Consider the following 24,972-nt stretch of genomic DNA (forward strand, 5'->3'; position numbering starts at 1 on the left):
TACAGAAATAGCTGCTTCATCGCAACCGAATGATTTTACAGTCTGGGTATTTTCTTAAGGTTTAAAGAGCATGGATTCTTTTTTTCAGTCCAGGAATATACATGATCAGGAAAAGAGACCTCCCTATGCCGAACAATAAAAAAGAGAGCCACAAGCCATGATTTTCATAAATAGGCAAAAGAGACCATAAAGCAATCAGGTATACAAACAACGAATAGATCATGGAATTTCTCACAGGCGCAGCAGAAGCAGCACCCGTAAACACTCCATAAAGAACAAGACCAAAGGCAGCTGCTGCAGGATATACTAACAGCCAATTACCATATTCCGAAGCAAGATCTGCAACTGGTTCTATTCTGGTGAACAAACGAATAAGTGCTTCTTTAAACAAAAGATAAATGAATGTGACAAAGAGTGCTGTGTAAATTGACCATTGAAAAGAAAGGGATAAGGTATTGGAAAAATCCTTCTTATCATTGGATCCGATTGCCCGCCCGCACAGGATACTTGAAGCATTTGCAAACCCATCAAAGAAATAAGCCATTAAATAATGAATCTGAATTAAAATGGCATTTGCAGCGAGCATTTCTGTCCCGAAAGAAGCGCCAAATTTTGTGAAGAGGTTAAACATAATCAGTAGACAGGCAGTCCGAATAAATAAATCCCGATTCACATAAAGCATAGTCAGAACTTCTCTCCATGCGAATATCTCTGTTAATTCGCGAGATGTAAAGGAAAAGCTCTTTTTGCTGATGATCAGGAAAAATCCAACGATGACCGCACAAACCTCCGCTATCAGAGTTGCGGCCGCAACCCCCTGCACTCCCCATGAAAATCCTTGAACAAACAGGATATCCAGGATGATATTCATTCCATTCATCCCTATCTGCAAATAGAAAGCCTCTTTAATTCTCGACAAACCCATCAGCCAGCCAAGAATAACATATTGAATTAATGCAAATGGCGCACCCCATATTCGGATATCAATGTATTGCAGCGCATAATCATTGACCCCATCAGCGGGTTCAATGATTGTCATGGCAAGGTCAGAAATATGATTTCTAAAAAGGACAAATAGAATGCCGACAGATATCGCCAAGATCAAAGGCCTAACCAGACTGAGAGTCATTAACTTCTCATCCATGGCTCCGTGTGCCTGTGCCGTAAAGCCGGAAGTGCTGACTCTCAAGAATCCGAAAAGCCAGTACATCGTGTTAAACACAACAGCCCCTACCGCCACTCCTCCTATAAAAGCTGGATCAGAGAGCTGTCCGACTACAGCCGTATCGACAGCTCCAATAAGAGGTGTAGTCATCGCAGAAAGAGTAAGGGGAATAGCAAGCATGATATATTTTTTATGATTCATAATAAACACCTCTACTTTGTTATCTGAAATAAAAAATCCCTTTTGATAAGGGATTTCAGCAAAACTTTGTAAATAATCAAGAATCATACATGAGCAGCGGATTCAGCCGCTGTTCTGCTTTCAGCTTTCCATTGCAGCTGCAATAAGTTTCCTTGTATAGGGATGACGATTCACTCCAAAAAGGTCATCTGCTGAAAAAAGATCAACAAGTGAACCCTCTTTAAGGACAGCAAACCGATTACACATATATCGAGCCGCTGCCATATCGTGAGAAATAAACAGGTAAGACATATTAAATTCATTTTTCAGCTCTCTGAGGAGATTCAGAATCTGGGCCTGTATCGACACATCCAGGCTGGATGTAGGCTCGTCACAGATGAGCAGACTTGGCTGAAGGCTGATTCCTCTTGCAATTGCGGCTCTTTGTCTTTGACCTCCGCTAAGCTGGTGAGGATATCTGTTCATTAAGTCCTGCTGCAGGCCTACTTTACTCAGAAGGATTTCTGCCATCTTTCTTTTGTCCGCTTTAACCTCTATCAAAAAAGGAGGGACTGCATCCGGGTAATTTTCGAGTGGTTCGATGATTGACTTCCAAATACGAAGCTTTGGATTCAAGGAAGCTGAAGGATCCTGAAATACAGCCTGCACATGACGTCTTGCCCTTCTCAGCTCACCTTTTTTTAGACTCTGAAAATCAGCACCATTTAGAATAACTTCACCTTCATCACACTGTGCAATTCCCAATATCAGCTTTGCAAGCGTGCTCTTCCCGCTTCCGCTTCCGCCAATGAGCCCAAGACATTCGCCTTGGGCCATTTGAAAGGAAATATCCTTTAAAACTAGCGTTAACTGATAGGATTTCGATACGTTTTTAACTTCTAGCATTTCATTCATGCCTCCGATCACATGCTGCATGGCAAGCTGCAAAATGCAAGATCTCTGCTTCCTCTAATGCTGGAACGGACCTGCACTGTTCAAAAGCCAAAGGGCATCTTAACGCAAACGAACATCCGTCACCGGCAACCAGTCCGGGATCTCCCGGAATTGCAGTTAATTCCTTTGGCTGCTCACGGCTCAATACAGGTCTTGCATTCAGCAGAAGCTTTGTATATGGATGGATGGATCTGTTTTTGATGGTATCCGTCAATCCCTTTTCGACAATTTGTCCCCCGTACATAACGGCCATAGAATCTGTTCTTTTTAACAAGTGCTTCAAATCATGAGAAATCAGCAAAACGCTGCAGTACAGGTCATGCTGAAGCTGTGCGAATAAATCAAGAATAGCTTCCCCTGCAAGCACGTCCAGTGCTGTTGTCGGCTCGTCAGCAATAATAAGGGAAGGTTCAAGCATAAGCGCTGATGCAAGGGAAGCCCTTTGAAGCTGGCCGCCGCTAAGCTGGTGGGGGTAGCTTCCAAAGATTCTTTCTGCAGGGAGCTGTACACGGTTAAGCCACATAAGGGCTTTTTCTTTAGCTTCTTTTTTAGTTAGTTCAAAATGGCTTCTAATTGCTTCAACAAGCTGCTTGCCAATTTTTATAAAAGGAGTAAAGCTTCCCTGATAATGCTGAAAGATATAACCAATTTCCCTGCCGCGCAGGACTCTCAATTCCTTTTCGGAAAGGCATGTAATCTTTTTGCCGTTTAGCATGATTGAACCTTCAGCAACATAAAGCTCAGGAGGAAGCAATCCTAAAACAGCCAGAGCAGTTAAGCTTTTTCCGCTTCCGCTTTCACCCGCAAGTCCGAGCATTTCCCCGCGCTTTAAAGTCAGATTCACCTTTTCCACAAGCTTTCTTTCACTCAAACGCAATGAAATAGAGAGGTCCCTTATTTCAAGAAGAACAGCCTGATCAGCTCTCGATGTGTCTATATGTTGGATTCTTTCAAGTTCCATGACTTCAGTCATCTTTTTTCCGCCTCCCAAATCTAGATGCTCTTAACATCCAGCTTGTCTCTTAAACCTTCTCCAATTAAATTGCAGGACAATACTACAAGAAAAATGGCCAATCCTGGATATACCATCATTTCAGGAAAAGTTTGAAAATATGGCCTGCCGTCATTTAACATCGCACCCCACTCCGGTGCAGGAGGCTGAGCGCCAAGTCCAAGATAGGAGAGAGAGGAAATAATCAGAATGACTTTCCCTACATCAAGTGCTGCAAGCACAAGAACTGGTGACAGAATTTGCGGAAGCAAATGCCTAATGATAATTTTCCATGCGGGACATCCTCCAACCTTAGCTGCCAACACATATTCCTTTTCACGTTCTGATAAAACAATGCCCCTTACTACTCTTGTGTAGCTGATCCATTTCACAAGTACGACCGAAATCATAAGATTAACTAAGCTCGGACCCAGAAAGCCTGCAATGGCAATGGCTAAAATAAATTCAGGCAGTGCAGCCAGACCGTCTGCCAGCCTCATTATCAATGTATCAATCCGACCTCCTATATATCCTGAAAGCAAACCAAATGGAATGCCGATTAAAACTACGGCTGCAATAACAAGGGAGGTTATGCCGAGTGTAGCTTGAGATCCGATAACAAGTCTTGAAAAGATACACCTGCCCATGTGGTCCGTCCCTAGAGGATGAGTTAAACTTGGCGGGGAAAGACGCTCTGCCATATTCGCAGTTAAAGGATCATTCGGTACAAGGATTGGTCCAAGAAGAGTAATAAGGACAATGATAGATAGAGAGATGATCCCTATCCATGTCATCGTTGCTGAATTCATTCTATAAGCACCCCGCATATTCTTTTTCCAAGTTAAAGAGACCTTCAACCAGTCTTCCCCCTTTCCTGATTTATTCTAGGATCAATAAGCTGGTAGGATAAATCTACAAGCAGATTCACAGCAACAACAAAAACACCCGTTAAAAGAACATATCCCTGAATAAGGGGATAATCGCGGCTGAAAATTGCATCAACAGCCATGCTGCCAAGGCCTGGCCATGAAAATAAGATCTCTATGACCACCGCACCTCCAAGCAGGCTGCCCATGCTTAATCCAAAGACCGTTATGACCGGAAGAAGCGCTGCTCTAAAGGCATGAAACCAGAGGATTCTCCATTCCTTCACTCCTCTTGCCCGAGCTGCTTGAACGTAGTCTTCCGAAAATGTGTTAAGCAGTCCTGCCCTGATGAGTCTTGAATAAACTGCTGCCAAAGATAGTCCGAGGGACAGGGAGGGCAAGATCATTTGAGGAAATGTTCCAATCCCTGCAGAAGGAAGAAGCCCAAGTTTGAAAGCAAAAAAGTAAATAAACATCAAGCCAAGCCAAAAGCTTGGAATAGATGCTCCAATAAGAGCAAACACTCTGCTGATATGATCAGGCCATTTGCCTGGATTACGGGCAGAAAGAATCCCAAGCGGAACTGAAATAGACACCATGACGAGCAGGGCGAAAGCAGTAAGCTGCAGGGTGACCGGCAAATGATCCATCATTTCATCCCACACAGGCTTCCCGCTCATATAAGATGTGCCAAGATCAAGCTTCACTATTCCAAGCATCCACTGTCCATATTGTTTATAAAGAGGCTGATCAAAGCCAAGTTCCGTACGGAGCCTTGCCTGATCCTCCTGTGTCACCATCATTTCATCTGCATTCAGAATGGACAGAACCGGGTCACCCGGAGCAAGCTTCATTAAGCTGAATGTAAAAACAGATAAAAGGAAGATTACCATCACTAATTGAAGAAATCTTTTTCTTATAAGAAGAAGCACGTCATTCCACATCCATTGTATGGGTTAAAATGTAATACTCTTCTGCTGTAGGCTTCCAGTCTTTAATTCTGTCACTCATCCCTATAAGAATATTAGGATAAACAGCGTAGCTGTGAAGAGCATTCTTATTAATAACAGCTGCTGCCTCCTGGGTAATTTTCGTTCTCTCCTTAAATTCCTCAGTGCGATTCAGCGTATTAATAACATCAATCAATTCTTCATTCCTAATTTTCCCGACATTTAGTGCACCTGTTTCTGTGAATGCAGTGTTCAGGAAGTAGCTGCCGTCTCCTCGCGGTGAAGTATTATTACTGTAAGTAGCCAAATCCCAATCTGTATGTTCAGCTAAATGAGTATCTGCATTTTCTACTGTTTTTACGTCAATATCAATGCCTGCTTTTGCTGCATCTGATTGCAGCAGCTGGGCTATTAATGGCAGCTCAGGTCTTGCTTTATAAGTAATCAATTCAAGCTTAAGCAGTTTTCCGTCCTTTTCCATTTTGCCGTCAGTATTTTCTTTATAGCCAGCATCAGCAAGGAGCTCTTTTGCTTTTTCAACGTCTAATTCCTTCACTTCATCCTTAATTCCAAATGGCAGTGTACTGTTAAATGGTCCGTTCGCAGGTATGCCATGCCCCAGCATTATGTCTTCTGCAATGCTCTTGCGGTCGATGAGAACATTCAGAGCTTCTCTGACCTTAAGATCTGAAACGTATGGACTTTTCTGGTTGTAAAGAATAATATGTGATCTTAGGCCGGGTACTGATTCGACTTTCAAAGTTTCGTCCTTTTCAATTGACTCTAGTCCCTCAGCCGGAAGATTATAAACTACATCTGCCTCTTTGGATTGCAGAGCAAGCGCCCGGACATTAGCATCTTCATTAAATTTTATGACAGCTTCTTTTATCTTTGGCTTGCCTGCCCAATAGCTGTTATTTCTCTCTACAATCACTTCCTGATTCGGCGTGAATTTCTTCACTTTAAACGGCCCCGTTCCAACTGGCGCATTTATAAATGCTTCTTTTCCCATTTCTTTTTCAGAAGCTGCATGAACAATGGATGTATAAGGGTTTACCAGTTCAGAAGGTAAAGCAGGATAGGGTTCTGCAGTCGTAATAGTAAGCGTCTGCTCTTGTGCCTCCATTGATTTGATTTTCAATGAGGCACTGAGGGATTCGTTTGCTTCCATACTTTTTTCAAGTGATTCTTGAACAGCTTTTGCATCAAGCTTTGCCCCGTTCTGAAAGGTAATGCCCTCTCGTATCGTAAATACCCATTTCGTGTTATCCGAGGTTTCCCACTTTTCTGCGAGCCAGCCTTCAATGTTTGAATCTTCACCCAGCTTAAGCAGTGTTTCTGTTACACCTGCACGAACCGGTGTAAAAACGTTATGCGGATCCATGTCAGCTGATTTAAAGCTGAAAATCATATTTACCTTTTTTTCTGTTTCTCCTGATTTTTCTCCGCCGGACAGTGATGAGCTGTTATCAGATGAACAGCCGGCTGCAGTCAGAATCACTAAGCCCAATAATAGTAAAAGGAGTTTTTTTGTCCTATGAATCTTCTTTTTCATTTCATCAGCCATCCTTATGTAATATTATTAATTCGTAACAATTACGATTTGTATTCTAAATATTACTTTTCAATTCCATATGAGTCAATTTATTTTTTTAATATATCCCTTAGCAAGACCTGAATTTCCTGTATCTAATTTTCTCTTTTTTATAGAAAGCATGATACATGCAGCAATAATCAGTGTGCCTCCTATAATCGTATAAGCATCTGGCACCTCAGTCCAAAATAAAAAGCCCCAAAGCGCATTAAAGACAATTCCTATATATCTTGTAACCTCCACAACTACAATGTTCTCATGCGTGAAGGCTCTGGTAAGAAAGATCTGGCCAAGCAGGGAAACAACCCCGATGCATGCCAAGTAAAAGAATTCGAGAGGCGTCGGGATCACAAAGCTGTTCCACATTAGCGGAATTGAAAGAATGGTGCCCGTTGCAAGAAAATAAAACACAATTTCATAGGAATGATGCAGTTTGCTTAAATAACGGATAGAAGCAGCCGCCCCTGCTGCAAACAAAGCACTCAAAACCCCTGCAAGTGCATAGACGGAATAGGAAGAATAATGAAACGGCTTCACAAGTAAAATTGCTCCGACAAAAACAAGCGGCAAAATATAAAACGTACTTTTTGATACCTTCTCTTTTAAAAATGCAGCAGATAAAATAATCGCAAATATCGTTGATAAATGGGCAATTATACTTGCATCTGCGAGCGGTATTTTAGATATGGCATAAAAATAGGCATATAAATACAGGGCACCGAGAAGACCTCTTACAAAAAGCATCCGCACTCCTTTTTTAGAAAAAGCAACCTTGCTTTGTCTCATCATGACAAAGATAATAGCTGTTCCGATGATGCTCCTGAAAAACATCACTTCTGCAGCAGGAATGTTTAGACTGACGGTTTTTACAAGGGCATTCATGATGCTGAAAACGAAAGAAGAGAGAATCGCCAGGATGACTCCGTTTTTCATCATAGCTCCCTCCTTCCATGACCTGAAAAGAGCCGGCTTTCAATTTTTCTGTCAAAATTAGAGTACTCCGCTTGTGTCTTCTCGGCAAAACCGTTCACTTCCGCTACAAACGTCTCTATGAGCGCTAAAGCATGAGGCATTTCTATTCCGGCAGCTTGGCCAAGCTCATAGATCCCTTTCAACTTCCTATAATCTTCAAGCGGAATTCTTGGGATAGCCCATCTTCCCCTGGTGTCCCTTTCAGCTTGCTTAAAAGGAACAGCTGAAAAATCAAAATATCTCCCGTACTCATCCGGCCTGGAAAAAGGATCGATCAAAATGGCTGAATATCTGATGTACAAGAGATATTCCTGCTTCACCTCAATGAAGGTCTGAAACTGTTCAATGTCTTCCCGTGAGAGAGTCTCATTATGAACAGGATAATTATCATCGTTTAAAAACTGAAGAAGATTAACCGGCTTCGCGCCAAAATACTCAACCACTTTGGATATCTCTTTCCAAAGCTTCACCATCACACGGATGGAATGCTGCGTAATAGGTCCTTCGGGATATAATTTGTACATAGACTTGAGTGACTGATTTTTCGTTAAAATCTGCCTCATTGCAAATGAATTCATGAAAAAAGGAGGGTGTACATAGGTTGTGACATTTCTGCTTTCCGCTTCAATCGGTGCTGAAACGATTCTTGCTTCTACTCTTAGACTTTCAATAAACTTGGAAACAGAATGAATATGTCCGCTTTTTTTGTTGGATGAAGCGAGATAAATACGTTTTTTTAATGCTTTAGTCCGGACATTTATACCGTCTTCTTCGTATTTTGTCGCTCCGTAATAGGCAGACATACTAATCAATTCAATCTCTTTTAATTCTTCTTTAAAATGACGGCCGATTAATATGTTCGATCCGATTCCGGGAGAAAGGAAAATAATTTTATTCAGCCTAGTTAATTTCCTGCTAAACAGCTGGTTCAGGACTTCGACATAGCTGTCACTTGGTGTACAGATGATAACTGTTTCCCATATATCATCTATTAAGCGGTAGTCACCATAAAAAAAATCAAGCTTAGCTTCGCCGCCCAAATCAGCATTCGTTTCTGTCAAATACCTGGATTTCACTATTTTTTCATTCTGATTGAAATAATTGATTAAACGGTCTGTATGAGCTCCCGGACGGTTAACCAGTCCAAGCTTGTCAGTCCAGCCATTTGCGGCTTGAACGGCCATATTAATGGCAGCGGGTCCTGTTCCGGCGATTAATGTATTTCCAAAAGGAGCTGCAACAAAGTTATGTAATGTCATATGTAGTCTAAACCCTTTCCGTTCACGCCAGTCATGCCTCTTTTTAAAACGAGAGTATCGTAAAAGAGATTCTTTTGTTCAACTTTTTCCTGATTCCATTCCGCTGATAACGTGAAATCAAAAGGATAATTAAAGATGGACTTCAAGCCATTTCCATAGCGGATAATCACTTTTGCTCCTACTGGAATCAATGATTTTAGCTCTTCTAGAATCTCTGCCTTTTCCTGTACGAGAGAGGCTATAATGACATGCGTGGCATCTCTGAGAACAGGTACTTGGGAAACCGGATGCTGTGTAAAGGAGACAGCAGACTCGAGTCCTGTTATCACTGCAATGTTCTTCCCCATTTCAACTGCTTCAACATCGATATCCAGACATGTAATCTGAGCCCCCGTCTCCTTTGCGATTGTAAGTGCAGAAAGAGGAAGAGCTCCTGACCCTATAAAGACAACATTCGAGCACGCTGTAATCCCATAGCTGTCTAATTCCTTTTTAACTGATTCTGAAAGAGAAAGCAGATACTCTGATGCATCCATTTCTTGATTAGCCGTACAGGCAGACTGATATTTTTCCAGCGTACTGATGGCTTTTGCAGATGTTTCCCTGAGTATTTCAGAATATTTTCTGATATCTGGATCCTCTCCCCATAACCGCCACTCCGTGTCATTTTTTTCATCCACTACAAATTTTGAAAGATCATCAAGCTTATCTGTGAGGAGCCGGAAACAATAGTCGCTTTCTTTTATGTAGTCAGAAAGCTCTGAAATTTCATGCTGCAGCATCTTAATGGAAAATAAAAACGCATACTTATCGCTCAAATAATAACCCTCCTTACAAATCGTAATTATTACGTTTTGAAGTGTATCATTATCCGCTCTCTTCCGTCAATCAGGCAAAAATACTCAAAAAAGCAGGCCTTCTGAATGAAGGCCTGCTTTTACTTTATAGCGATTAACCAAATACTTTTGCCAATTCTTTTTTATCCTGATCAAGCCAGAAGCGCATTAAACGCTTCGCTCCTTCTAAATCGTGCAGCTTTGCCTGTCCGCATTGCTTTTCGTTTGCAGCAGGAATTTCAGTAATCTCAATAGCATCTTTAAGCGTGTCATCTAAAAGATCAATGATTTCTTCCACTGTCGGCTCACCGCTTACGACAAGGTAATAGCCTGTCTGGCATCCCATAGGAGAAATGTCGATAATATCAAAGTGATCGTATTTTTCTGAATGTGTGCGGATATTGAACGCCAGTAAATGCTCCAATGTGTGGATTACATCTGGTTTCATTGCCTGCTTGTTCGGCTGGCAAAAACGAATATCAAATTTATTCACAAGTCCATCGCTTCCTACTTTGTGTACGCCGCAATGTCTGACATATGGTGCCTTTACTGCATTATGATCCAGATCAAAACTTTCAACTGATGGCATAAATACCACTCCTTAATAAGACTTCTTTATTCATCATACAATTAATTCCGATAAAATTCATCTATTTTGTCTGAATTAAATCTTCCAATTTTAACTTCTTCTCTTCTTGCAGTATACTTAAGGCATAAGAAGAGGTGACATATATGAAACAGCTATTCATTGCACTTATACGTTTTTACCAAAAATTCATTTCTCCGCTGAAGCCGCCATCCTGCCGGTTTTATCCGACATGTTCTCATTACGGTTTGGAATCAGTTAAGAGATTCGGCGCACTTAAAGGCGGATATTTGACCGTTAAGCGGATCTTGAAGTGCCAGCCCTTTCATCCCGGAGGATTTGACCCTGTACCTGAAAAAAAGGATCACTCCAGGTAACCGTCTGCTACAAGGTCCAATTTTCCCGTAGACGGGTCGATGATTAATCCATGTACAGGTACATCATTTGGAAGCAGTGGATGGTTGCGAATAACGCTCACACTATGTTTTACACTTTCTTCAACGTTATCAAACCCTTTTAGCCATTCTTCTAAATGAAGGCCTGAATAATTCAGGGTGTCAATTTTATCCTGAGATATTCCGCGTTTCATGGCTTTCTCAAGGAAAGAATCCGGATTAAGGCTGCTCATTCCGCAATCATAGTGGCCGACTACACATACTTCATCTGCCCCAAGTTCCATGACCGCTACCAGTATACTTCTCATGATGCTGCCGAAAGGATGAGCTACAATCGCACCGGCACTTTTCACAATTTTAACATCGCCATTTTTTATATTCATAGCCTGAGGCAGCAATTCTACAAGCCGAGTATCCATACAGGATAAAATAACCATTTTTTTGTCAGGAAATTTGGTGGTCTGGAACTTTTCGTATTCGCGTTTTTCTACAAATTGGGTATTATGCTCAATAATCTCATCTAACAATCTCATCTGCAATTCTCCTTATAAATCTTTTTTTTATTTAATATATCACAACACTTGTTTTTTAGGTTAGTTTTGCTATATGATGTTTTTTGTAAATCGTAATCATTATTATTTATACGATACAGGAGGAATTTTTCATGATAGACCAAATACCCGTTACCGTGCTGAGCGGATACTTAGGTGCAGGCAAGACAACTCTTTTAAAGCATATTCTTGAGAATAAAGAAGGCAGACGAATGGCTGTCATTGTAAACGATATGAGCGAAATTAATATTGATGCAAGCTTAATTAAACAGAATCCCATCAGCAGGACCGAAGAAAAATTGGTTGAGATGCAAAATGGCTGCATTTGCTGTACCCTTCGCGAAGATTTAATGGTGGAAGTAGAGCGCCTTGTTAAGAATGGCGATATTGATTACATTGTGATCGAATCATCTGGCATCAGTGAGCCTGTGCCTGTAGCCCAAACATTTACGTATATTGATGAAGAAGTCGGCATTGATCTTTCGCAAACCTGCCGTTTGGACACAATGGTAACGGTTGTTGACGGCAATCGCTTCTGGTTCGACTTTTCCTCAGGAGAAAATCTTCTTGACCGCAAGCATGGAACAGATGAAAACGACACTAGAGAAGTGATTGATTTGTTAATTGATCAAATTGAATTTGCCAATGTGCTTTTATTGAACAAAACCGACCTTTTAAACGAAGAAGATATAGATGAATTGTATGGGGTTCTCAGGAAACTGAATCCGGATGCCAAGATCCTGAAAACAGCATTCAGCAATGTACCCTTATCAGAAATACTTAACACAAAGAGCTTTGATTTTGAAGAAGCAAGTCAGTCTGCGGGCTGGATAAAAGAATTAAATGAAGAGCATACCCCTGAAACAGAAGAATATGGAATTTCTTCCTTTGTCTACAGAAGACAAAAGCCCTTTCACCCTGAGCGCTTTATGAACTGGCTTGAAAATTGGCCTGCTGATGTTGTTCGGGCAAAAGGATTTTTCTGGATCGCCACTAGAAATGACACGACAGGGCTTCTTTCACAGGCTGGTACGTCCATCATGATTCAAGGTGCAGGAGAATGGGTTGCCTCTTACTCTGAAGAAGAACAAAAACAAACGTTGACAGAAGAACCTGAACTGCTTGAACGCTGGGATGATACATTTGGAGACCGCATGACTGAACTCGTTTTTATCGGAATTGATCTTTCAAAAGCTGAAGTAGAGACCTCTCTTGACGGCTGTCTTCTGACGGATGAAGAAATGGCATCAGATTGGTCTGTATTAATAGATCCCCTGCCTGCCTTTTCATAATTATTTGAATCCTTTTTCTTTTTTCGCTCTGAATTTTCCCGGTTCTCAAATCGTAAGTATTACGATATAATGTGAAAGGACATATTGAAGTTAATTGAATACCACATATATAAGGAGTAAATGATGAAAAAAACAGGACTGACAATGGCACTTGCGCTAATGCTTGGAACAGCACTTGCAGGGTGTGCAGAGAACGATCAAAATTCAAAGGATAACGGTGAAGAAAAGCTGAAGGTTTATACAACCATCTTCCCTGTTCAGGACTTTACAAAGAAAATTGGCGGCGATGCTGTTGAAGTGGAAAGCATCTATCCTGCAAATGCAGATGCTCATACATTTGAACCATCTACAAAAGATATGGTTGCAATGGCAGAGGGAGACGCATTTATTTATTCAGGTGTTGGTCTAGAAGGCTTCGCAGAGAAAGCAACAGAAACCCTAAAGTCTGAAGAAGTGAAAATCATTAAAGCAGGTGATGGCATTGAGCTTGCTGATGCTTCCCATGATGAAGAAAATCATGAGGAGCATGCTAATGAGGAAAGCCATGATGAGCACACTGATGAAGAAGATCATGCTGAGCATGCAGATGAGGAAAGCGATCATGAGCACGCTGATGGTGATGCTCATGATCACGGAGATAAGGATCCACATATTTGGCTGGATCCTGCCCTCTCCATTCAAATGGCTGAAAACATTAAAAATGGATTAATTGAAATTCAGCCAGGATCTAAAGATAAATTTGAAAAGAATTTTGAAACACTAAAATCTGATCTTGAAAAATTGGATGCAGATTATAAAGAAACAATTGATGCCGCAGACAAGAAAGAAATTTTGGTATCACATGCAGCATACGGCTACTGGGAGGAGCGCTACGGCATTCAACAAATCAGCGTGCTCGGGTTATCGCCAACTCAGGAGCCGTCACAAAAGCAGCTTCAATCCATTATTGAAACAGCAAAAGAACATCATATAAACTATATTATTTTTGAAAACAACGTAAACAGTAAAATCGCAGATATCGTAAAGACAGAAATTGGAGCGGAGAGCCTTACCCTGTCTAATCTTGAGTCAATCTCTGAAGAAGATGCGAAAAACAATGAGGACTACTTCAGTTTAATGGAACGAAATTTGGAAACTCTTAGAACAGCATTATCGAAGTAAAAAGAACTGCCGGCCTAGTTTGGCCGGTAGTTTTTATATGGATATTTTACTGAAAAGACTGATGAAATGACGTTCTGATCTCCTCAGTATTCAAGTTTTGTCCAATCAAAATCAAGACCGTTTTCTCTGTATCTATTTTAGTATCGGAAAGAACGGCTTTTTTTGCAGCAAACTGCATTTCCCGCGGATCGCTTTCTCCCTCAATGAGCAGATATCCTTTTGCACGGATCAGTCCATTTATTCCTTTCAGCCATGTTTCAAGCTTTTTCAGCCGAACAGCTGGAAGGGCTGTTATTTTTACGGTTCCTATAGAATGATGATGGTGATGATGCCCTGCTTCATCTGTCAGGTTTACAAGACTTTGCCTTTGCAGAGCAAGCTTTTCAAATGGAACATTCCCGTATGAGGATTCAAGTACTTCAACACCGGGTGAGATCACTTTTTCAATTTTATGTCTGACTTTTTCTTGTTCTTTTTCATTAACAATGTCTATTTTATTAAGAATGATAAGATCTGATGAAATAATTTGTTCTTTTAAAAGAGACCGGATTTCCTTAGAGCTTGCAAACATGCTTTGATAATCAAGGTAGTGGCTTGTATCAACCATTCCGATCATTGACATAAGTTTAAATTCCTCAATCAGTTCTGGAGACAGCAGGATATCTTTTATCTCTAATGGATTTGCTACTCCCGTCCCCTCAATTAAAAGCACATCAACTTCTTCGCCTTCTAAAAAGCCTTTGAGTGTAGTTACGAGGTCATCCTGAATGGTGCAGCAAATGCATCCATTTAAAAGTTCATGGACGTTTTGATCCGCAAATAAATGCTTTTCAACATTTTCATCGCCAAGTTCATTTAAAATAATGCCGACATGTTTTCCTCTCTTTTTAAACTCATCGGCCATCTTGCCTAAGACTGTCGTTTTTCCGCTGCCTAAAAAACCGCTGATGGTATATACAGGTATTCTTTTCATATTCAAGCCTCCTCTAAATGTAAGAGTATCAAGTTTTGCAGTCATAAAAAAGATGCCCGGGAACAATTTGTTCCCAGGCCCCTTTGATGGATTACATATTGTATTTTTTCTTAAAGCGCTCTGCGCGTCCATCCCGGTCTGCGAATTTTTGACGGCCTGTATAGAATGGATGCGTATCTGAGCTTACTTCTATTTTAATAAGAGGATAGGTATTGCCATCTTCCCATTCTGTTGTTTCGTTTGATTTCATTGTTGATCCGCTCAAGAATTTAAACCCGCTGTTTGTGTCCATATAAACAACTTTATGATAATCCGGATGGATTCCTTGTTTCATTGTAAAAGCACTCCCTTAATCGTAATTATTACGTTTTATATATTACATGGTTTGTCCTTGTTTGTCAATGCAAGTGAATTGCCTAAAATTCGGCTCTATAAGTAAACTTAGAAATAAATACGTCCCATTTTTACCGCATATTTCCTGAAATAATGAAGACAATAAGGGAAGATTATTACAACCTTGGGAAAGAAAGGCGGAAAAAAGATGGATGATCTCGTATTAGCCAGATCCCTGTTCGGGACGACAATGGGCTTTCATATAATCTTTGCATCACTTGGTGTAGGTCTTCCTCTCATGATTCTGATTGCAGAGCTTCTTTTTCAAAAAACAAAGGATCATGATTATGCGGTCATGGCGAAAAGATGGACAAAAGGTCAGGCGGTGCTCCTTGGTGTTGCCATTCCTACCGGGACGATCGCCGGTGTTCAGCTTGCTTTGTTATGGCCGGGCTTTATGGAGGTTATCGGACGTGTAATGGCGCTGCCTTTTCAAATAGAAATCTATGCTTTCTTTGTGGAAGCCTTATTTATGTCCATTTATGTTTATGCCGCTGACAGAATCTCGCCGCGAATGAGAATTGTCAGTGTTTCTCTTGTCTTGTTCGGAGCTGCAGCCTCAGCGATCTTAATTACAAATGTTCATGCATTTGAAGGCACTCCAGCTGGTTTCAGGATTGAAAATGGGGAAATTGTTGATGTTGATCCATGGGCAGCCTTTTTCAATCCCAGCTTTATTGTCACAGCAGGACATGTTGTTGTTTCAGCGTTTATGACCGGTGCATTTGTTATTGCTTCTATTTCTGCTTATAAAATGCTGAGAAATTTAAAAAACGACCGCCTTTACCGTTTTCATCGAAAAGCTTTAATGATGGGCCTTATTGTGGGGGGAATATTCTCATTTTTAACAGCATTGAACGGGCATGAATCAGCGCAGTTGCTCCATGAATATCAGCCCGAGAAGCTCGCTGCAGCCGAAGGATTATTTGAAACTCAAAGATATGCTCCTCTTTCAGTTGGGGGCTTTACCGACCGGGAAACACAAGAGGTTAAATGGGGCATTGAAATTCCGTGGGCACTGAGCTTTTTAGCGGACAACAGCTTTAAAACCGAGGTTATTGGATTGAATGACTTTCCTGAGGAATATTGGCCGCCGCTGTTTGTCCATACGCTCTTTAATGCAATGGTTGGAATCGGCAGTCTGCTGATTTTCCTCTCCCTTATCGGATTCTTCTGGTTCAAGATATTAAAGCGACCTCATTTTCCTAAATGGATGCTTGTCTTATTTGTGCCTTCTGGGATCCTTTCCATGCTGGCAATTGAGTTCGGCTGGATTTTTGCCTGCACAGGAAGACAGCCATGGGTCATTTACCGTTTGCTGAAAACAGAGGATGTCGTGACAGCCTCTGGCCAAATTGGAACACTTTTTATTCTTTTCACATTGGTTTATGCGATATTAGGACTCGCTGTTATTCTTGTTCTTGTCTATTACTTCAAACGAAATCCAGTTGAAAAAGAACTTGATAAGCCGGCGTCTGATGGGGATAGCGTCAGTGTTTATTAAAACGGCATTTACGGATATGGAGGCGTTACCGAAATGATTACAACAGATGCGCTGCTTGCCATTACACTTGTATGGGGCTTTGTTTTTATCTATGCTGTCATGGCGACAATGGATTTCGGAGCAGGCTTTTGGTCGATGATCTACATTAATAAAGAAAAGACGAATGCGACCAATATCGCCAATCGTTATTTATCCCCTACTTGGGAAGTAACAAATGTATTTATTGTAGCCATTGTCGTAGCACTGTTCAGCTTTTTTCCGGGAGCTACATTTATTCTCGGAACTGTCTTGCTGATTCCAGGAAGCATCATTCTTCTGCTTCTGGCGATTCGAAGCGGATTCCTTGTGTTCTCCCATTATTCTAAAGGGTATGAAAAAGCACTTACTTATGTTTCCGGGATTTCCGGCTTCATCATTCCTGCTATTTTATTGCTGGTGCTGCCCATCACTCATGGCGGGTATATTGAGGTAGTGAACGGTTCCCATCAGCTTCAGCTCGATCAATTATTTACAAGTCCAAACGCCTATGCCTTCAGCGGATTCGCGATTACAAGCACACTTTTCCTGTCATCGCTGCTGCTTTCTGATTACTCAAATGCGGCCAATGAACCGGAAGCCTATAAAGTTTACCGCCGTGATGCGCTAATTTTAGGTCCATTATCTCTTGTAATGGGTTTTTTGATTATGCTGACCCTGCGCACGGAAGCAAACTGGCTATATACAAACATGATGGAATATTTGCCCTTCCTGATTGGATCTGTTGCGATGTTTATGATTGCGGGCGGTGCTCTTTTCTTACCATCGCAAAAAGACAAAAGAACGATTGGGAGACCAAGAATCGCGGTTGTTGCCGTAACCATTCAATATTTACTTGCAAGCTATGCATACGGGCGGGCACACTTGCCTTATATGCTGTACCCAGATGTTTCCATCCAGGATGGCTTTACTCATCCCAACACCTTCCATGCTGTGTTTATTACTTATATAGTTGGATTTTCCATTCTCTTTCCTGGATTCTTTTACTTCTGGCGCTTGTTTATGAAGGACAAACGGTATTTGAAGCAAAATGAATCATGAAAAAACAAGGTGCAGCTGCACCTTGTTTCTTAAATCCTGCGAATGAAAAACCCTTTACTAAGCAAAACTAACTGTTGAACCCTAAACAAGGAGATGTTGATGAATGCCAAGAGAAGTAATGTGTGAAGTCAATAACTGTGAGTATTGGGGCAATGGCAATCTGTGTATAGCTGATTCCATCTATGTAGTCAGCCATAAAGGAGATACTGCTTCCCGCAGCGAGGAAACAGACTGTAAAACCTTTAAACCTCATGATCTTTAAGAAAAAGGGACAGCTTCACGCTGTCCTTTTTCTCTATTATTGATAATGAGAATCATTTTTATTCATATTTTCCACAATCTTTATTCGTTCAATTCGGCCGAAGCAAATTTTCTTCTTGAAAGGAGCTTAGATATTAACCCATGTTTAGGTGAAAAGATAAATGTAAGGAAAAAGATCAGTCCTGCAGCAGTTGCCATTGCCCCTGCAATCGAGACATTCAGCCATGTTGCTGCATAGTAGCCTGCAACAGCAGATAAAATCCCGATCATTGAACTGATGACCAGCATATGAAGCAATTTATCCGTCAGCAGATAAGCAGCTGATGCAGGTACAATAAGCATGGCTACAACTAAAATAGCCCCTACACTGTCAAATGATGCAACCGTAGTTATAGAGAGCATCCCCATTTGCAGATAATGAATGAGCAGCACAGGTATCCCAATTGCGACAGCCATCTGCGGGTCAAACGATGAAATCTTAAATTCCTTATAAAAAAGAACGATTATCAATAGATTGATGAAAAAGACGGAACCAAGCATCCATACTGCTTTTGGACCCAGATCAACACCTGATATCGTGATCGTATCCCACGGCACAAAAGTTATTTCTCCCATCAGCGCGTGATCCACATCCAGATGGATGTTTCCTCCAAACAAAGAAAGCAGGATAACGCCAATGGCAAAGAGAGATGTAAAAACAACTCCGATTGCCGCATCTGATTGAACCCCTTTGGCATTTAAAATTTGTACGAGAAAGGCTGTAAGCAATCCGACAATAGCCGCTCCAATAAACATCGAGATCCCATCTAGACTTCTGCTTACAAAATATGCGCACACGATGCCGAGCAAAACAGAATGACTGATCGCATCTGCAAGCATAGCCATTTTTCTTAAGATCAGAAAACAGCCAATCATGGCACAGGTTACACCAACCAGTGAACCTGTAAGTAAGATCCATGCATCATAACTCATTGATATAGCCACTCCTTCCTGCTCAGGTTATTCTTAGATTCAGGAAGCAGCATTGGCTCTCTATTATGATCTTTTAACAGGTTCATTAATCGATCCTTTATATCTCCTGACATCATTTCAACATCAACATCATCACGGCTGGTAATTTGAAGCTGGGCAAGCTCCATTTCATGCATAAGATACATTTCATAAAGACGCTGATTTAAAGCAAGCTGATAGGAAAGCTGCAGGCCATTTTCTGTAAGCCTCCATGTATCCCCTTCTGCTTTCATGACAAGCCGTTTTTTCAAAAGCTCATTTAATGATTGGCTGACCAGATTGTTTGCAACTTTTCTTTTTTTCACTATTTCGTCAAGCGGGAAGGATGCAGCTGAATATTTGTCCCCTGCACGTTCTGTCAAATCGTAGAAAGACAGAAGCAGCTGCTCAACAGATGTTCTTTTTCTCAGCTTCATTTGCTTAATTGCTTTTGAAACAAGGCCGCGTTTCGGAGCAAAAATCAACGAGATTAAAAAGAGCAATGTAGCTGCAACGATAATCAGCGGACCTGTTGCCATTCCTTTTGTCGTTGTGCTCAGGAACGTTCCAGCCACGCCGGAGATTCCTCCGATAATACCGGCAATGATCACCATATGACCAAGTTTATCTGTCCAATATCTCGCTGCGATGGCAGGAGTGATCAGCATAGCTGCCATTAAAATGACCCCTACTGTCTGAAGACCAATAACGACTGCACAAACAATTAATACCATGAGCAGGCCATTTAAAAAAGATGTTGGCAGCCCAATTCCTTTTGCAAATTGAGGGTCAAACGTCAGAATCTTAAATTCTTTAAAAAAGACAGCTGTCAGCAGGAGCAAAATGGCTGCAATCCACGTAATGATCTGAACATCCTGCCCGACCATTGAAGCTGCTTTTCCGAAAATAAAATCACTCAAGCCGCTTTGATTTCCCCCGCGGTTGTGCTGAATGAAAGTCAGCAGCACAATTCCAAATCCAAAGAATACAGACAAAACTAGCCCAAGGGCTGAGTCTTCTTTAATTCGGGAATTATGAATGATAAATTGGATAAGCCATGCAGCAACCATCCCTGAAATGGCTGCTCCGACAAGAAACCAAATTAATGATTTGGATCCGTAAAGAAGGAATGCCATACACACACCCGGCAAGGCAGCATGTGCCATCGCATCTCCAATCAGACTTTGTTTCCTGAGGAGAGCAAAGCTTCCGAGAACTCCGCTTGCAAGACCAAGCAGCATCGTGCCAAGCAAAACCCACTGCGTATTCTGATTTTGCAATTGATAGAATAGTTCATCCATCATCATCACTCACTCCTGTTATGTTTCATCCACAAGCACACTTTGATTCTGTAAAAATGTGAGCCTGCCTCCGTATGTTTTTTGAAGATTATCCATGGTAAAGACTTCACTTGTTGGACCAAATGCAATCTTCCTTAAATTCAGGAGCAGAACCCAGTCGAAATATTCTTCAACTGTCTGCAGATCATGATGAACAACTAAAACCGTCTTCTGCCTTGCTTTTAATTCATTTAGAAGGGATATAATCGCTTTTTCAGTTGCCGCATCAACACCCACAAACGGTTCATCCATGAAATACACATCTGCATCCTGTGCAAGAGCTCTTGCTAAAAACACACGCTGCTGCTGTCCGCCTGAAAGCTGGCTGATTTGTCTGTCAGCGAAATCAAGCATGCCGACTTTTTCGAGACATCCCCGGGCAAATTCTGTATCCTTTTTCCCCGGGCGCTTGAGCCAGCCAATATGTCCATATCGTCCCATCAGAACAACATCAAGAGCATTCGTGGGAAAATCCCAATCCACTGATCCGCGCTGGGGGACATAACCGACGCGTTTACGCTGTTTTTTATAATGATCACCATAGATTTCAACTTCTCCGGATGCAACTGGAATCAATCCTAAAACAGCTTTAATTAAAGTGGATTTCCCGGCTCCATTTGGTCCGATAATCCCAATTAATTTTCCTTCCGGAACTTCAAACCCCACCTCTTGCAAAACTGGTTTGCGGTGATAGGCTACTGTCAAATTTTCAACAGTTACTGGATACATAGAAATACACCTGCCTTATTATTTCAATGATGAAACAATTGTATCGATATTGTGTTTAAACATTCCTAAATAGGTTCCTTCTTCCGTACCTTCTTCACCCATGGCATCAGAATACAGCTGTCCGCCAATAACGACTTCATGGCCTCTCTTTTTTGAGCCTTCCACAACGGCGTTAATCGACTTTTCAGATATACTGCTTTCCACAAATACTGCTTTAATCTCACGGTCGACCAGGACATCGACTAAATTTTGCACATCTCGCAGACCGTATTCAGAATCTGTGCTCAATCCTTGAAGACCCATCACTTCAAATCCATAGGCGTTTCCAAAGTAAGTAAATGCATCATGCGCTGTTACAAGCACTCTGCTTTCTTCAGGAATGGTCCCAACCTGTTCTTTCGCATATTGATCCATTTCTTGAAGCTTTTTCTTGTAAGAAGCAGCATTTTCCGCAAATTCATCCTTATTTTCAGGTGAAAGCTTGCTGAGCTCTTCTTCTACTATATCAACGGTATGAATCCATAAAGAGATATCAAACCATACATGGGGATCGTGTATATTGGCGTTCGATTTATCATTTATTAATTTATTTTCGGGAATGGCACTTGCTACTGGCACAGTAGGCTTTTCATTAGACATTTTTTCAAAAATTTCACCCATCTTGCCTTCTAAGTGCAGACCGTTATAAAAAATAATATCTGCCTGATTCAGCTTTTGAATATCTCCTTGTGAAGCCTGATATAAGTGGGGATCAATACCGGGCCCCATTAAAGACTTTACTTCTACTGCGTCGCCCGCAACATTTCGTGTGACATCCGCTATTTGCGCAGTTGTTGTCGTTACCTTTATCTTTCCATTGTCTTCCCCGCTCGCGCCCTGGCTGCACGCTGTCATAATAGCGGACAGTGCCAGAATTGAAATCAGCATTAGCAATCTCTTTTTCATTCATGATCCTCCTCTTTCCTTCGTCAACAAATGTTTCCCTGATGCAAGTTTTAAGTAAAAAAAGAACTTTCCTTCGCAAAAACCATTTTATGAAAGAAAGTTAGGTACTGTGCTAATAAGTTAGCTTGTTTCATGATTTGTTGATTAGTATAATTATTTTGCCTATACGCAACAATTTAAAGCATTTTTATCTTTCTGTCAATCATTCTTTCTCGACAAAAAAAGGCCAGCTACATAAATAGCTGGTCTAAGATTGAAGCAGAGAGGGCTGATTGTCGAAATGATGTCTCTAGCATCATTCCTTTTATTTTTATCATGGAATGCGAAATTTTACAAAAACGCAAAATCTGATTTTGTAAGGGTAAAATCTGATTTTCACTTAAAGAAAAATCTATTTTACTTCGAAAAACGTTCGGTATGTGTACAGTATTTTGCTAATTTGCTGCGGTTCACTTCAAATCCGAGCCCTGGCCCTCGAGGAACATCAATTTTCCCATTATGCACGGTAACGGGGGGAGAAATGATATCTTCTTCCCAATATCGTGCAGAAGCAGAGATATCACCGGGTATCGTGAAATTCGGAAGGGATGCAAGAGCGATGTTATGTGCGCGTGAAACCCCTGTCTCAAGCATTCCTCCTACCCAAACCGGAATGCTGTGCTGCAAACAATAATCATGAATTTTCTTGGATTCTGAAAGACCGCCCACTCTTCCAGGCTTAATATTGATGACGCGGCAGCTGCCAAGCTGAATCGCTTTTTTCGCATCGTTCAGAGTAATAATGCTCTCATCAAGGCAAATCGGGGTTTCTAATTGGGACTGAAGAACGGCATGATCAATAATATCATCGTATGCAAGCGGCTGTTCAATCATTATGAGATTGTATTCATCGAGCTGCTTTAAAAGACTGATGTCATCAAGCGTATACGCAGAGTTGGCATCAGCCATTAATGGAACATCCGGAAATCTGTTCCTGATTTCATGGAGCAGGACAGCATCTAATCCCGGCTTTATTTTCACCTTTATTCTTTTATATCCATCACTGACATGCTTCCCTATCGTTTCAAGCATGTGATCGATTGAAGCCATGCCCACTACTACACCAGAATCAATTTGATTATTTGTTCCGCCTAAAATGGCTGCAAGCGGCTTGTCCTGCACCTTTGCATAAAGATCCCAAACAGCACCTTCAATTGCTGCTTTAGCCATTTGATTTCTTCTAATATAAGAAAAAGAGTCAATGAATCCCTCCGGATTTTGATATGGTTTCTTAAGCAGCTCAGGGATTAGGAACGACTTCAGCATGTGATGACATGTTCCAATCGTTTCTTCGGTATACCATGGTGAAGAGAAAGCAACGACTTCCCCCCATCCAATCTGTCCGCTTCGACCCTGTATTTCAATTAGTATGCTCTCTCTCTTATGGACTGTTTCAATACTGGATTGAAATGGTGAAACAAGCTTCATTTCAAGATGATGTAGCTTAACTGCCTGCACATCAATCATGAGTACCTCCAAGAGCCTCTGCAAGCTTTCGTCGCACTAATTTATTTGAGGCATTTCTCGGCAGCTTACTTAAAAAGTGAATTCGCTTTGGTATTTTATATTTTGCAAGCATAGCGGAACAATAGGAAATCAGTTCTTCCTCGCTTACTGCATTATTTACAGCAATGAATGCGTGCGGAACCTGACCCCATTTTGCATCAGGCATTCCGGTTACCCCGGCTTCAATGACCGAAGGATGAGAAAGAAGGGCAGCTTCTATTTCTGCAGGGTAAATATTTTCTCCGCCTGAGACGATAAGATCTGATCGCCTGTCAAGGACATATAAAAAGCCTTCCTCATCCAAATATCCCATATCTCCTGTTTGAAGCCATCCATTATGAATTTCTGCTTCACGCTTCCAATACCCTTTCGTTACGTTCGGGCCCTGTACATGAATTTCTCCCTCTGTAAAAGGCGGGCAAGCAAGATCGTTCTTCATAATTTTAATCTCGCAGGGAAAAAGCGGTTTTCCTGCAGAACCAAGCTTTGTCAGGCTGTACTCTGGTGATAGTGTGACAATTTGCGAGGAGGTTTCTGTCATTCCGTATGTTTGATATACCGGAATTTTTTTCATTTCACATTCTTTCAATAAAGGAATAGGTGCCGGCCCTCCGCCTAAAAGCATGCATCTGAAGGTTCCCGGATATGTGCTTTCTCCAAGGCTTTCCAGCATTTGAGAAAGCATTGTCTGGACAACTGAAACGATAGTAGCTCCCTTCTCCATGATGGCGCGGTTAGCTCTTGATGGGTGGAAGGATTCATGGAGAATGACGGTCATTCCATAGATTACCCCTCTCATTAGGATGGACAGCCCGCTGATATGAAAGAGCGGAACGGCACACAGCCATCTGTCATCATGATGATGGCCCAGATTCAAAGATGAGCCGGCAGCGCTCCAATAGTGGTTGCCGTATGTTTGTAGAACACCCTTTGGTTTACCGGTAGTTCCTGATGTATACATAATTGTTGCTGTCTGATCTAACTGAAAGGAATATTCATATTGAACAGGACCAGTTATAGTTGATGCATGCTCTATGCTATCAATCGTTGTCCAGCTTGGATTCTCCCATTCTTGATTAAGGGCTGCATCACAAATAAGAAATTTTGCTTCTGAATCCCTTAATTGCCAATCAAGCTCTGAGGCCGTCAATCTTGTATTTAACAGAACGGCCGTTGCTCCAAGGTATGTAAGCGCATGAATAGCAGAAGCCATCTCTATACTGTTTTTCATAAGGATTGCAGCATGCTGTCCCTTTTTTATCCCCATCTGCTGATAGACATACGCTTTTTGTTCGGACAGTTCATGCAGCTCCCGAAACGTTAATGTTTTATCGTCAGTCATGAGCGCAATTCTGTCAGGAGTCAAATAGGCACGTTGTTTTAACCAATTAGGCATTGTATTCACTTCTGTTCACCGCCTTTATATTAGAAAAACGCAAGCGCTTTGATCAGATCCGTTCTGA

Annotated in this window: 25 protein-coding genes; 6 read left to right on the forward strand and 19 right to left on the reverse strand. The window is 41.4% G+C overall.

The annotated features are described in order from the left end of the window. Positions 1 to 61 precede the first annotated feature (61 nt). The 10 genes from QLQ22_RS19955 to QLQ22_RS20000 all read right to left on the reverse strand — a co-directional run bounded on the left by QLQ22_RS19955 (position 62) and on the right by QLQ22_RS20000 (position 10,356). Positions 62 to 1,366 (reverse strand): MATE family efflux transporter, encoded by a 1,305-nt coding sequence (locus QLQ22_RS19955; protein WP_284015398.1) that lies wholly within the window; start codon positions 1,364 to 1,366, stop codon positions 62 to 64. A gap of 120 nt (positions 1,367 to 1,486) precedes the next feature. After that, positions 1,487 to 2,251 carry an ABC transporter ATP-binding protein gene (locus QLQ22_RS19960; protein WP_284015399.1) on the reverse strand — a complete coding sequence of 255 codons (765 nt, stop codon included), beginning with the start codon at positions 2,249 to 2,251 and terminating at the stop codon, positions 1,487 to 1,489. A gap of 1 nt (position 2,252) precedes the next feature. Further along, positions 2,253 to 3,272 carry an ABC transporter ATP-binding protein gene (locus QLQ22_RS19965; RefSeq protein ID WP_284015400.1) on the reverse strand — a complete coding sequence of 340 codons (1,020 nt, stop codon included), beginning with the start codon at positions 3,270 to 3,272 and terminating at the stop codon, positions 2,253 to 2,255. A 20-nt stretch (positions 3,273 to 3,292) separates the two neighbouring features. Continuing rightward, positions 3,293 to 4,117, reverse strand: a complete 825-nt coding sequence (gene nikC / locus QLQ22_RS19970; protein WP_223443615.1) for a nickel transporter permease — start codon at positions 4,115 to 4,117, stop codon at positions 3,293 to 3,295. A 26-nt stretch (positions 4,118 to 4,143) separates the two neighbouring features. Next, a complete protein-coding gene (gene nikB, locus QLQ22_RS19975) occupies positions 4,144 to 5,088 on the reverse strand; it encodes a nickel ABC transporter permease (protein ID WP_284015401.1) in 945 nt (314 codons plus the stop codon). 1 nt (position 5,089) lies between these two features. Beyond that, on the reverse strand, positions 5,090 to 6,661 hold the full coding sequence (gene nikA / locus QLQ22_RS19980) for a nickel ABC transporter substrate-binding protein (RefSeq protein WP_223437471.1): 1,572 nt from the start codon (positions 6,659 to 6,661) through the stop codon (positions 5,090 to 5,092). An 84-nt stretch (positions 6,662 to 6,745) separates the two neighbouring features. Then, entirely contained in the window at positions 6,746 to 7,633 is an 888-nt protein-coding gene (locus QLQ22_RS19985) for a DMT family transporter (protein ID WP_284015402.1), read from the reverse strand. Next, entirely contained in the window at positions 7,633 to 8,931 is a 1,299-nt protein-coding gene (locus QLQ22_RS19990; RefSeq protein ID WP_284015403.1) for an opine metallophore biosynthesis dehydrogenase, read from the reverse strand. The genes QLQ22_RS19985 and QLQ22_RS19990 overlap by 1 nt, the downstream gene beginning before the upstream one ends. Beyond that, positions 8,928 to 9,749 (reverse strand): nicotianamine synthase family protein, encoded by an 822-nt coding sequence (locus tag QLQ22_RS19995; RefSeq protein WP_284015404.1) that lies wholly within the window; start codon positions 9,747 to 9,749, stop codon positions 8,928 to 8,930. Before QLQ22_RS19995 ends, QLQ22_RS19990 begins: the two co-directional genes overlap by 4 nt. Before the next feature lie 133 nt (positions 9,750 to 9,882). Next, positions 9,883 to 10,356, reverse strand: coding sequence for an S-ribosylhomocysteine lyase (locus tag QLQ22_RS20000; RefSeq protein WP_070878755.1), 474 nt, complete (start codon positions 10,354 to 10,356; stop codon positions 9,883 to 9,885). A gap of 143 nt (positions 10,357 to 10,499) precedes the next feature. On the opposite strand from QLQ22_RS20000, the gene yidD reads away from it, so the two are divergent. Beyond that, positions 10,500 to 10,730 carry a membrane protein insertion efficiency factor YidD gene (gene yidD, locus QLQ22_RS20005; RefSeq protein WP_284015405.1) on the forward strand — a complete coding sequence of 77 codons (231 nt, stop codon included), beginning with the start codon at positions 10,500 to 10,502 and terminating at the stop codon, positions 10,728 to 10,730. On the opposite strand, the gene QLQ22_RS20010 is transcribed toward yidD, so the two are convergent. Beyond that, the gene (locus tag QLQ22_RS20010) at positions 10,718 to 11,281 is read right to left on the reverse strand and encodes a beta-class carbonic anhydrase (RefSeq protein ID WP_223437482.1); all 564 of its coding nucleotides are present in this window, start codon (positions 11,279 to 11,281) and stop codon (positions 10,718 to 10,720) included. The genes yidD and QLQ22_RS20010 overlap by 13 nt on opposite strands. Positions 11,282 to 11,412: 131 nt before the next feature. On the opposite strand from QLQ22_RS20010, the gene QLQ22_RS20015 reads away from it, so the two are divergent. Both QLQ22_RS20015 and QLQ22_RS20020 read left to right on the forward strand, forming a co-directional pair. Continuing rightward, positions 11,413 to 12,591 carry a GTP-binding protein gene (locus tag QLQ22_RS20015; protein ID WP_284015406.1) on the forward strand — a complete coding sequence of 393 codons (1,179 nt, stop codon included), beginning with the start codon at positions 11,413 to 11,415 and terminating at the stop codon, positions 12,589 to 12,591. Between the two features lie 123 nt (positions 12,592 to 12,714). Beyond that, positions 12,715 to 13,752, forward strand: a complete 1,038-nt coding sequence (locus QLQ22_RS20020; protein ID WP_284015407.1) for a metal ABC transporter solute-binding protein, Zn/Mn family — start codon at positions 12,715 to 12,717, stop codon at positions 13,750 to 13,752. A gap of 46 nt (positions 13,753 to 13,798) precedes the next feature. Here the strand turns inward: QLQ22_RS20020 and QLQ22_RS20025 are convergent, their stop codons facing one another. Both QLQ22_RS20025 and QLQ22_RS20030 read right to left on the reverse strand, forming a co-directional pair. Continuing rightward, positions 13,799 to 14,725, reverse strand: coding sequence for a CobW family GTP-binding protein (locus tag QLQ22_RS20025; RefSeq protein WP_252207298.1), 927 nt, complete (start codon positions 14,723 to 14,725; stop codon positions 13,799 to 13,801). A gap of 91 nt (positions 14,726 to 14,816) precedes the next feature. After that, positions 14,817 to 15,059 carry a type B 50S ribosomal protein L31 gene (locus QLQ22_RS20030; RefSeq protein WP_101565756.1) on the reverse strand — a complete coding sequence of 81 codons (243 nt, stop codon included), beginning with the start codon at positions 15,057 to 15,059 and terminating at the stop codon, positions 14,817 to 14,819. Positions 15,060 to 15,266: 207 nt separating this feature from the next. On the opposite strand from QLQ22_RS20030, the gene QLQ22_RS20035 reads away from it, so the two are divergent. From QLQ22_RS20035 to QLQ22_RS20045, 3 genes are all read left to right on the forward strand, one after another. Then, positions 15,267 to 16,622 (forward strand): cytochrome ubiquinol oxidase subunit I, encoded by a 1,356-nt coding sequence (locus QLQ22_RS20035; protein WP_223437487.1) that lies wholly within the window; start codon positions 15,267 to 15,269, stop codon positions 16,620 to 16,622. A gap of 33 nt (positions 16,623 to 16,655) precedes the next feature. After that, positions 16,656 to 17,699 carry a cytochrome d ubiquinol oxidase subunit II gene (locus QLQ22_RS20040; protein WP_223437489.1) on the forward strand — a complete coding sequence of 348 codons (1,044 nt, stop codon included), beginning with the start codon at positions 16,656 to 16,658 and terminating at the stop codon, positions 17,697 to 17,699. A 103-nt stretch (positions 17,700 to 17,802) separates the two neighbouring features. Beyond that, positions 17,803 to 17,961 carry a DUF1540 domain-containing protein gene (locus QLQ22_RS20045; protein WP_284015408.1) on the forward strand — a complete coding sequence of 53 codons (159 nt, stop codon included), beginning with the start codon at positions 17,803 to 17,805 and terminating at the stop codon, positions 17,959 to 17,961. Between the two features lie 80 nt (positions 17,962 to 18,041). On the opposite strand, the gene QLQ22_RS20050 is transcribed toward QLQ22_RS20045, so the two are convergent. The 6 genes from QLQ22_RS20050 to QLQ22_RS20075 form a co-directional block, all read right to left on the reverse strand. Beyond that, entirely contained in the window at positions 18,042 to 18,932 is an 891-nt protein-coding gene (locus tag QLQ22_RS20050; protein ID WP_223437494.1) for a metal ABC transporter permease, read from the reverse strand. Further along, entirely contained in the window at positions 18,929 to 20,254 is a 1,326-nt protein-coding gene (locus tag QLQ22_RS20055) for a metal ABC transporter permease (protein WP_284015409.1), read from the reverse strand. Before QLQ22_RS20055 ends, QLQ22_RS20050 begins: the two co-directional genes overlap by 4 nt. Positions 20,255 to 20,269: 15 nt before the next feature. Then, positions 20,270 to 21,019: a metal ABC transporter ATP-binding protein gene (locus QLQ22_RS20060; RefSeq protein ID WP_223437498.1), complete on the reverse strand. Its 750-nt coding sequence runs from the start codon at positions 21,017 to 21,019 to the stop codon at positions 20,270 to 20,272. Positions 21,020 to 21,037: 18 nt separating this feature from the next. Further along, a complete protein-coding gene (locus QLQ22_RS20065; RefSeq protein ID WP_223437500.1) occupies positions 21,038 to 21,964 on the reverse strand; it encodes a metal ABC transporter solute-binding protein, Zn/Mn family in 927 nt (308 codons plus the stop codon). A gap of 396 nt (positions 21,965 to 22,360) precedes the next feature. Continuing rightward, on the reverse strand, positions 22,361 to 23,470 hold the full coding sequence (gene menC / locus QLQ22_RS20070; protein WP_284015410.1) for an o-succinylbenzoate synthase: 1,110 nt from the start codon (positions 23,468 to 23,470) through the stop codon (positions 22,361 to 22,363). Next, the gene (locus QLQ22_RS20075) at positions 23,463 to 24,914 is read right to left on the reverse strand and encodes an o-succinylbenzoate--CoA ligase (protein WP_284015411.1); all 1,452 of its coding nucleotides are present in this window, start codon (positions 24,912 to 24,914) and stop codon (positions 23,463 to 23,465) included. The genes menC and QLQ22_RS20075 overlap by 8 nt, the downstream gene beginning before the upstream one ends. Between the last annotated feature and the right edge of the window lie 58 nt (positions 24,915 to 24,972).

It is taken from the genome of Metabacillus hrfriensis (assembly GCF_030127205.1).
GTDB lineage: Bacteria > Bacillota > Bacilli > Bacillales > Bacillaceae > Bacillus_P > Bacillus_P dongyingensis.